Here is an 8,740-nt window from a genome sequence, read left to right as displayed (position 1 = left end):
AAGTCCGCTGGATGGTCTGGTTGTTCTTGGGCTGGACGTTCACGCTGGCAATGTTAGCTCGAAAGGAAAGTCACTCTCCTCCAGCGAGCCGCTGCACGGACTGCGGTGTTCCGTTGTCGGTCATCAAGATCACTGATCGAAACCACCGAGTGATCTATAGTCGCGGGCCACCGCTGGAAAAGGCGAGCTGAACGATGCGGCTTACGATCGTTCGAACCGTCAAAAACGAAGCGTCACCAGGAGTGCGGTCGCAGACGGTCTGCGCAGATCGCGAAAAACGAGGCCCGCAGCCGCACTGGCAGACAATCAGGAAACGCACAAAGCGGCCCAATTGCTGGCTGCAACTCGGCACCCCGGGCCATCTCCGCCACCATCATCAGTCCTGCGGTCACGCGACAAGAAAGCAAAACCCTTCTTGAATTCTCTAGGCGATCGCTGAACCTTCAAAGCGTTCCACCGGCCTTCTTGAACCAAGGCCTTGAACATCGGCTCCGCTCGTGCCTCGCTCCGCGATGTCAAAGCCTTAATTGTTATCCATTATTCTTGCACCGTTTTCGCGCGAAATACATCGTCGTCATCAAGGCTAAACATGAAGTCTTGAAAATCCAGATGCACCCCTAAGAAGCAGGTGATATAATTCACACAAGAAGGGAGAACCCTAAACGTATGGATTTCATCACTGTTTCGCTGACTAGGTGGCACATCAAACCGCTCATAATCGGGACAAAAGTCTGCTAGTAGAACGACGGCTTCCTGGTGCTCAAAGGTGACCTGATCGGCGACAAAAACAAAACGACTTGGGTAGCTCTCTGGTAAGGAATTGACCACACCAAGAATACTCGTCGTCGAAAGCTTCTCATTTTCGATGAAGTTTAAGCATCGCCCAAATGTCTCGCCATTTTCGTCTCGCGCGCGATCTATCTCCTGGCGGATTGTTGTCCATTTTACCTCATCACTGAAATCTGTCCTTATCAACCATGGACGGACGTGCGAGCGATCTATCGGCATAATAAATTCCAGCTTGTGCTATCCACATTCCAAACGAAACAACCGGTTTTCATCTTCTGCTTCTGCAAGAAATCTCCGAAGAGTCTCTAGCTCGTCAATCAATATACCCACATTGTGAATGCGGTACCGAGGATCACCAACCAATCGTTGAATTGACGCGATAGCATCTTTGATCTGAAACCATTCGTGCCAATCTCCTAACACCTCGTCGATATTCTCTGGTCCACCGTCGTAGTCTTTTGGTGGCTCGCGGGTGTCCATGAATGAAGTTAGTGGCCGAATATTCAATTTCCGTGCAAGCTTGTCCAACTCGCCGAGGTGAGTCAAGATGACTTGCCCGTCAAAGTCGGTTGCAAATCCGGTACACGGAGGCCTGAATGCTGGATATAGTTCAACGCCCATTGGATACTTTTGGATAACGATAAGGTAACGGGGGGCGAGGAGAGGAGCCCGACTTCAGGACCGACTGCGCCGAGCCCTCCCGTTCACCGATTTGTTATTCCGCTATTTCGATGCGCGAGGAATGTTTCCAATCCAGCCAACGCCAACCGGCAAATTCATGGTTTCAAGGGCGTTGGGATTGACGCTCCATTTCCCCGCGACTTCCATCACATGTTCTTCATCAGGATAGCACAAATCATCGCGTTCCCAATACGCATCATTTTCGGAATCAGTCGAGTTGGGATCGAAGTAGTTGTAGCCCAATTCTATTTCGCCCTGCGTTCGGGAACCGCGATCCACCAATGTTTCGCCTGATTCGCCCAGATATGCAAATGCACGTTTTTCGATTCCGTCTTTGAATCGAGCCCACGCATTATAGCCGACGACGCGGTGGGTGCCGAAATATTGTACGTCGCCGTGTTTCTTGGATAGCGATTGCAGTAATGACGTCCATTCTTCGGTGTCTGGATCGTGGCCCAATTCCGGAAGTTTCTGAGATACGACAAATACCCAGCCATCAACTGGTGGCGATACAAATGCGTGGCCGTTGTACGCGGCGACGAAGCCGGTGTGCCAGTTGGCCGGTTGAAGATTGTCAATCGAGAGCGATTTAATCACGTCTTGCGCATCCGACGCGCGAACAGCGAGCCACGAGATCTTGTATCCGAAGTTGATTGGTTTGTCCGGAGTCGTGTCGATTGTTTCGAGCAGGGATTCGAGCGGCTTAGGTGCAGTTACGTCCGTCGTTGTGGTCGGAGATTCATTGCGTGTGCGCAGCAGCCAAAGAGCCACGACAATGGCGACGAGGACAATCACAGCGATGAGGATGATGCGGTCCATGCGGAATAACGTTACGCGGTAACGGGGTTCGCGGGGTTGATGTTTTATTAAAGTGGACTGGCTCGCGAACCCCCGTTCACCGCATGGCTCTGACCGCGAGCGGTGCTTACCAAACTTGCAGCGAAACGAGCCCGACGTTGCATGAGTTTACCATGAGTCGATTCTGCCGTGCAAGCAAATGGTGACGCTACCAGCGTCGGAGCAATGGCAAAAAGATGTAGGGCAGAAAGATGATTGCGATCGAAGCAATTGAACGGGGTGGAAAACGCAAGTGCAGCCACAGGTCGCGTCTGCCTGCGATGGTCGACCGAACCAAAAACGCTCCATTGCGTCAATGCATTGGCAGCATTCTCGTCCGCCACGACACTCGCATCGTCATGTCCGCATTCGGTCGCATTGGAGTTAGAATCAAAAACGACTTGCGAGTGTCGGAACGTCTAAAATCACCCGGCGGCGACAAGTGATTCTCCATTTGAAAACGCCCAGCCTTCGCCGCGCGGGTGCATGGTTTTGTGCTGTCGCGTATTAGGTCGCCCCATCAGTTGCGTCCTTCGATTGATCACACGACCGACAAAGAGCAATTCCTGCTTGAACAAGTTCGTCGTAAATCGGTTCCAGTCGCGATTGAAGGCGCGCGTCGAATTCATCTGGATCATTCGTTACCAATTGCCGAAGATCATCATCGCCTTCGATCATTTCTTGGCGTATTCGCTCGATCGTGTCAGGTTCAATTAGATCACACATCAGTCGTTCGCACTCAGCACGGCCCCAGCAAACATAGGGTTCCCAGTTTGCCAGCCACCATTCGCCGTGTTCTTCGGGAACGATTTTCTGAAGCAACGTTTTCACTTCTGATTGGCGTTTGAGGAGATCTTCACTCTGTTGTTGATCGAGCGCTTCTCGAAATGCATCGTGTTGGATCAACAATGCCTGTGGATCTTTCGTCGATTCGGACATTGCCTTGCGTGCCCACCAAGCATTGCGGTGGCAACCGCTGACGAGTCGAAGGGGATGGGCAAGCGATTTGAGGATGTCGTCAATAATCGGACGGCGTATGGGTGACAGCAGGCAAACGTCGTCAATCGCGACGTTGACGTCCATCGTGCTTGAAAACCATTCAACTGACACAGTCAATCGGCGATTGTTCAGGTTCGCAGCGGCAATCGTACCAGTCTTGCTGGCGTTTAATCCGCCGCAAATTAGCACTGAGTCTCCAACTTGGTATTGGGGTTCATCCATATTGGATCTCGCCGCGAGTGGCTTAGCGACATAACGGCGGCGATATGCGGGCGGCGGCGAGAGACGCAGCCACTGTGTGAAAGCCGACACGCCGCTCCGTCATCATCGCATTGTTACATGTCGGAGTTTTCATGATACGTCCATCCACACGCTGAGCAGTTCTTCATTGACTCCGTCATCTGCGCGCCACACGATAGACATTCTAGCTCCCCTTCGCCCCAGTTGCTAGCGTCGCTACTACTGCATTCTCTCCATTTTGGCCAGTCGCAATGTATGCAGGTCCGACTCCACAAGGGCATTGTTACAAAATTACGGCTCAGGAAAGGCTTGTTGCATCGAGGACACGGAAAACTGTGTAAACGCATGCTGGCGACGACGATCGCCAGCATCCAAATCAATGCCACGGCAAAAATGAACCAACTGTTTTCAAAGACCGCGTTTAGCAAAGAACCGAAAAGCAACGTTCCTGGAATGTAGCTCAGTCCGACGATCCAAAGGATGGCTCGTCGTTGCCGATAGTCATCCCATCGAGTCGCCATTGTTGAAGTGCTAGTCATGTAACGGTTGGGATCACGTGGTCGCCGCGAACGACGTCCCACCTTATTAAACTCAACTCGGCGACTCACGTGCATCCCTTGGTTCTGCTTTTCCGTGAAACGCGTCGTTGGGCGACTGAATTCGTGACGCCAGTTCCAGGTGCTCTGTCGTTTGCAACGCCAACGAGGACCACGAATAGATCGCAATGCTAAGTGTAGCAATTAAAAAGCCCGGCCAGAGAAACATGGCTGAGACACCCAGGTCGATCATTGAACGGCTGGTTGCGTTCCCTGGAACTGGGAAGATGCAAGCGAATGCAGTGACGAATACGGCGGAGACAAACACTGCCGGAAATACTAAGGCGAAACGTCGACTGACTCCCGTCGCACTTCGGACAGGGAAGAAGATTGCAGCCCACCAAATCAAGGCCATGCCGGAAAACGGTCCGATAAACGCCGCGAGTTCGGATAGCGTTAAACGTGCGAAACCAGACATGAAAAACACGCTGAGGATCAGAGTCGACAAGTAGGACAGACCACATTGAACAGCGGAATATGTGCGCGAACGTGCCCGTCGACAACAGAGTAAGCAAGCAATGTGTGGAAACGCTATCCACGTGCAAATGCCGCCGATTGCTACTCCGGAAACGAACATGGAAACGAGTTCAATCAAAACGCATCCATCCAATTTGCAGAACTATCTTTTTAACCCCGGGTCAGTCGGGTGATATGAGCAAATTCGACCTAATATCGCTGGGTGAGTCAAGCGATTTGGGTTATATCACTCGGGAAAGAGTGACTCGAGTGATATATGGTTTTTACCACTCGAGAGCATGCTGGCGGGATTGAAGGTCTCGGTCTTGAAATCGAAGAGACAGGCGTCGTCCAGCGTCTCACTCTCTGAGAATGATCGAGTTTGATTTACTCGCTGACGGATCTCCCGGCAGAGCCGTGCAGGGATGCCCCCACTCATCGCGGCGATCTCGCACTGGCACTCTCCAGAATCCGTCCGAAATCGGTCTCAAACAGCAGCAGTCTCGAACTCTCTGGTCGCCTTTTCCATCGATACTCTCGCTCGCCCATTTCTGTTAACTAGGGCGAGCATGTTAACTGAGAGAGTCTGAGAGATTTCGTTGTTGGGTTCGGGAGGGCGTGGCGGAAAGCTGCTTTCCGGTTAGGTGACCCGACCGGACAAGAGCGAAAGTGGCGAACCAGTCGTGGCAAGAAAGTGCCGAAAACACGGGGATAAACGCAAAAAGGCCGATGCGTGTGCATCGGCCTTTGACGGTTAAGGTGGGCAGCAGCATTTCGCTACTGTCCACGAAGGCTCCCCGTACAAAACCAATCCGGAGAGACTCAGCAGATATCGCAGGCTTTTTCGCATTGAATACGGCTTCTGTAATGCGATTGCCGTCTCTCTTGATCAATCCTCGGGCAACGCAGATGCGAAATCTGTTGATGAGATTTCGGTTAACCAAAGCTGCTTTTTCTCGCATGTCAGCGAGTGGTTAACAGGAAGAGAAGAGGTCTCCCGAACCGGTAAGCGAGCGGCAATTTGTGAGGATTACTCGATCAGCGAATTAAGCCTGCCAAATAGCTCCAATTTTGATCCTCACACAAGACTCGGATCGAACTCGGTTTCACAAACGGGATTCCGTGCTTTCAAATAGTGGCAGAGCGCTTTTGCTTGCATCCGCGGTCTCAGCGAGCTAGAATCCTCCTCTCGGGGGGCACGCTATTCCGGGCACGCTGGAAATTCTCGCTCCCGCTGACTTCAACGCGCGGGGAATTGAACGTGGGTTTTGCCGGACCGAAATTGAATCTGTTGGGACTCAACCTTATGGGTTTAATGTCTTCCAGTGCCATTGGGGGAGAAAGGATTGAGTTGTCCGATAGTGTTGGCGTTGGTGGAAAAAACTTTGCGAAGGATGTAGGCCGAATCAAACAGCGGCTTAAAGATCTGGGCTTCAGCTGGATCAAGGTTAGTCGGACCATAGCTCGAGAAACGATTCGACGGATCAAGCTTTTCCAATCAATCAAGCGCGGACGCGAGTTCGTTGCAGGTGACGAAAAAGTTGATCGAAATACGCATCGATGGCTTCAATCCGCCAACGCGCCGCGCTGGACGAAGACGTCTGCGAGTGGACTCGGTGTCAAAAGCATCGACTTGCTCGAAGTCAACGACGACCATGATTACGGAATATTTTGGAGCGACGAAACGACCAAGCCCGCTGCAAGGAGCTATCGACAAGACTACCGAGTTAATCACAGCCCCTACTTTTTGACTGTTAACGACGTTAGTCCGTGTGTTGGCGATACCCCTTCAGACCATTCGGTTTTTGGGATTCGAACTTCGTTTGATCTATCGCGCCAACGGGCCAAAAACGCAAGTAGATCGCAGTTGCGCAGTACTGCTTGGAGTCTCTTGATGAGGGATATAGGTGAAACATGCTCGTAAAACGATTTGTCAAATATGTCGGTATCGTCTTTTTTCTCTTCACAGCAAACATTGCTCTGGGGTCTCAGCCAACTATCCGGGAAGGAGACAAGGGTGAGGCTGTTGTGATCCTACAACGCACTCTCAATGCAAGATTCTGGCTCGAATTGGGAGTCAACGGAAATTTTGACGAGGAAACGAAAGACGCCGTTAAGGCAATCCAATCTAGCCGAAATTTGAGTGTCGACGGCGTCGCTGGCCCTAAGACTTGGGCTGCTCTTTTTGCTGATCGTCCAACTCTTACACGTGGCAATCAAGGGCCAGATGTTAAGTTCCTCCAATATGCACTTAATGACTTGTTGGAACCTGAACCACGGATCGCTACTGATGGCATCTTCGGCAACGACACCGAAACTCAGGTTAAGGAACTTCAACGTGACGCCAATATCACCGACAACGGAATTGTAGATGCGTCCACTTGGGAAAAAGTTGAGGGGATATATCACGACTCATGGACTACGGCATCTTTCGCCAACATAAGAACGGACGCCGGGGGAGATAAACCGATAATTGGGAGGCTCACGGGCGCCCAAATTCCAATTGATATTCTTGAGTCTAAGGTAGTCGATGGCTTTGTATGGTGCAAAGTCCGCTTTAAGGCGTCGGTAAGCTCGGATGTTCAACGGGGCAGAATCGGGTGGCTCGGGGAAGATGAGAATGTGAAGTCCGTTGTTCCGGTGGCTCCATGGAGTGTGTTCAAGCAAGAGCTAATCGATTGGGAGAGCGATAACGCTGATATTGGGATCCGCGAGCGCGTGACGCGACTACGTCAGATGTCGCACAGTGAGGACTTTCCATTCGACAAAGTTATTGGCACGGATGAGGGCCCCATCTATCTGAACGATCGACCTGCTCAAGCTAAATGGCAAATTCTTCGCGAAGCACAATCCGTCCGGACGCCCGACGGAAGCGTTGTTGACATGTTTCATCTTCTGGTTGGACTTGATGTATTAGTCCACCCAATCATCACGGAAATAAGTCATTGGCTAATTACGCTAGAACTCGGTGAGAATATCGCTGCCGCTACGTGGGCCGGCGATATTGGGGCTGGAGCCACGGATGCCCTGCTGGAAGGTGACTCAGTTTGGGAAAGCGCAGAACCAAGAACCGACGCTGATCGTCTAGATCGATATTATGTTACCCGCGTTCCAATTCAAGATTTACTGGGAGATATTGATGCCTGGGGCATTCGTATACCCAACGGTCAAGAAAAGCTGGCCGATGTCCTTTCAGGCTACTACGAATCGGAACAATTTCGTTCCAAGCGTTTGCGTGCGATTGGCAGGGTACTGGAGCACTACGGCTACGATTTAGACCGGCCGCTTAAGCCTCAGGCGAGCACGGCAAGATTAAAAGCTCTAGTCCTAAAGTTTGGAATTGTGTGGGGCAAGTACCGCGATACTCCCCTATTTCCTTTCCTTCCTGCTACGCTCACGCGGCTTGACGACATTTTCGTGAGTCCGATGACTGAGCGATTCGTGCGTCGTCTGGCCATACTAAGATCTGCACTCGAAACGGAGGTTTTAGAGCCCGCTTCCCTGCGCGATGCGGCGATCCTCGTTGTCTTTCCCGATTACCCCCATACCGACTCGTTGTATGGCTACACAGATGCGGTTGGTCATGCGGGCGTTCTTCTGATTGACCGAAGCGGGCTTACAAAGTATTACGATTTTGGTCGGTACGCAAATGGGGGCGAGGACCCAAGCGACGGGAGAGTAGAACGGATTACGGTCCCAAATGTCGCAATGGAATCTGGAATGCCAACTGAGGCATCCCTGAAAAACTTAATGTCCAGATTATCAGAGAGAATGCAATCGCAAGCGAATGGCAATCCTCTACAGCCTATTCGCGGCGCTCTTTTCCGGAATATGAACTTTGGCCAAATGAACTCATTTGCCAAGAAATGGTTTCTCAAAAGTAATCGCCCAAGCTCGGAATTCGATCCGAATCGAAAGAAGTATTCGGCTAAAAGCTTCAACTGCGCGCACTTTGCCGAGGCTGTGATCCTACAGGGAAACCCGAGCGTTGATATGCCGTGGGTAATTGACGTAAATCCCAAAAAGGTCGTAGCTGCATATATCGCAGAGAAGAATTCCGAAGTGACTTACGCTCCCGATACAAATGAAATTCATGTTGGCGTCGGCGACGAATCCGACGCAAAACTACCGTGATCCCACAC

6 protein-coding genes and 1 pseudogene are annotated in these 8,740 nt (G+C 51.4%); 3 read left to right on the top strand and 4 right to left on the bottom strand.

From position 1 onward, the window contains the following. Positions 1–191 (top strand): annotated as a pseudogene (locus ABD971_RS28390) (IS91 family transposase); the annotation flags it as partial. A gap of 346 nt (positions 192–537) precedes the next feature. Here the strand turns inward: ABD971_RS28390 and ABD971_RS28385 are convergent. The 4 genes from ABD971_RS28385 to ABD971_RS28370 all read right to left on the bottom strand — a co-directional run bounded on the left by ABD971_RS28385 (position 538) and on the right by ABD971_RS28370 (position 3,618). Beyond that, complete coding sequence (locus ABD971_RS28385; protein WP_345327114.1) at positions 538–1,008, bottom strand: DUF6924 domain-containing protein; 471 nt, start codon at positions 1,006–1,008, stop codon at positions 538–540. Between the two features lie 18 nt (positions 1,009–1,026). Continuing rightward, positions 1,027–1,410, bottom strand: a complete 384-nt coding sequence (locus ABD971_RS28380; RefSeq protein ID WP_345327113.1) for a hypothetical protein — start codon at positions 1,408–1,410, stop codon at positions 1,027–1,029. 102 nt (positions 1,411–1,512) lie between these two features. After that, the gene (locus tag ABD971_RS28375) at positions 1,513–2,289 is read right to left on the bottom strand and encodes a hypothetical protein (RefSeq protein ID WP_345327112.1); all 777 of its coding nucleotides are present in this window, start codon (positions 2,287–2,289) and stop codon (positions 1,513–1,515) included. A gap of 525 nt (positions 2,290–2,814) precedes the next feature. Then, positions 2,815–3,618, bottom strand: a complete 804-nt coding sequence (locus ABD971_RS28370) for a transcription termination/antitermination protein NusG (RefSeq protein ID WP_345327111.1) — start codon at positions 3,616–3,618, stop codon at positions 2,815–2,817. A 240-nt stretch (positions 3,619–3,858) separates the two neighbouring features. On the opposite strand from ABD971_RS28370, the gene ABD971_RS28365 reads away from it, so the two are divergent. Then, positions 3,859–4,005 carry a hypothetical protein gene (locus tag ABD971_RS28365; protein WP_345327110.1) on the top strand — a complete coding sequence of 49 codons (147 nt, stop codon included), beginning with the start codon at positions 3,859–3,861 and terminating at the stop codon, positions 4,003–4,005. A 2,507-nt stretch (positions 4,006–6,512) separates the two neighbouring features. Beyond that, positions 6,513–8,732 (top strand): peptidoglycan-binding domain-containing protein, encoded by a 2,220-nt coding sequence (locus tag ABD971_RS28360; RefSeq protein WP_345327109.1) that lies wholly within the window; start codon positions 6,513–6,515, stop codon positions 8,730–8,732. Positions 8,733–8,740 lie beyond the last annotated feature (8 nt).

Origin of the sequence: Novipirellula rosea, assembly GCF_039541335.1 — a bacterium.
Classification (GTDB): domain Bacteria; phylum Planctomycetota; class Planctomycetia; order Pirellulales; family Pirellulaceae; genus Novipirellula; species Novipirellula rosea.
The sequence above is the reverse complement of the archived record's forward strand: the minus strand, read 5'-3'. Positions and strand labels throughout refer to the sequence as shown.

Bases quoted from the DNA above. Each gene is read 5' to 3' on its own strand.
- ABD971_RS28385 (WP_345327114.1), bottom strand. From the start codon at position 1,008: ATGCCGATAGATCGCTCGCACGTCCGTCCATGGTTGATAAGGACAGAT.
- ABD971_RS28380 (WP_345327113.1), bottom strand. From the start codon at position 1,410: ATGGGCGTTGAACTATATCCAGCATTCAGGCCTCCGTGTACCGGATTT.
- ABD971_RS28375 (WP_345327112.1), bottom strand. From the start codon at position 2,289: ATGGACCGCATCATCCTCATCGCTGTGATTGTCCTCGTCGCCATTGTC.
- ABD971_RS28360 (WP_345327109.1), top strand. From the start codon at position 6,513: ATGCTCGTAAAACGATTTGTCAAATATGTCGGTATCGTCTTTTTTCTC.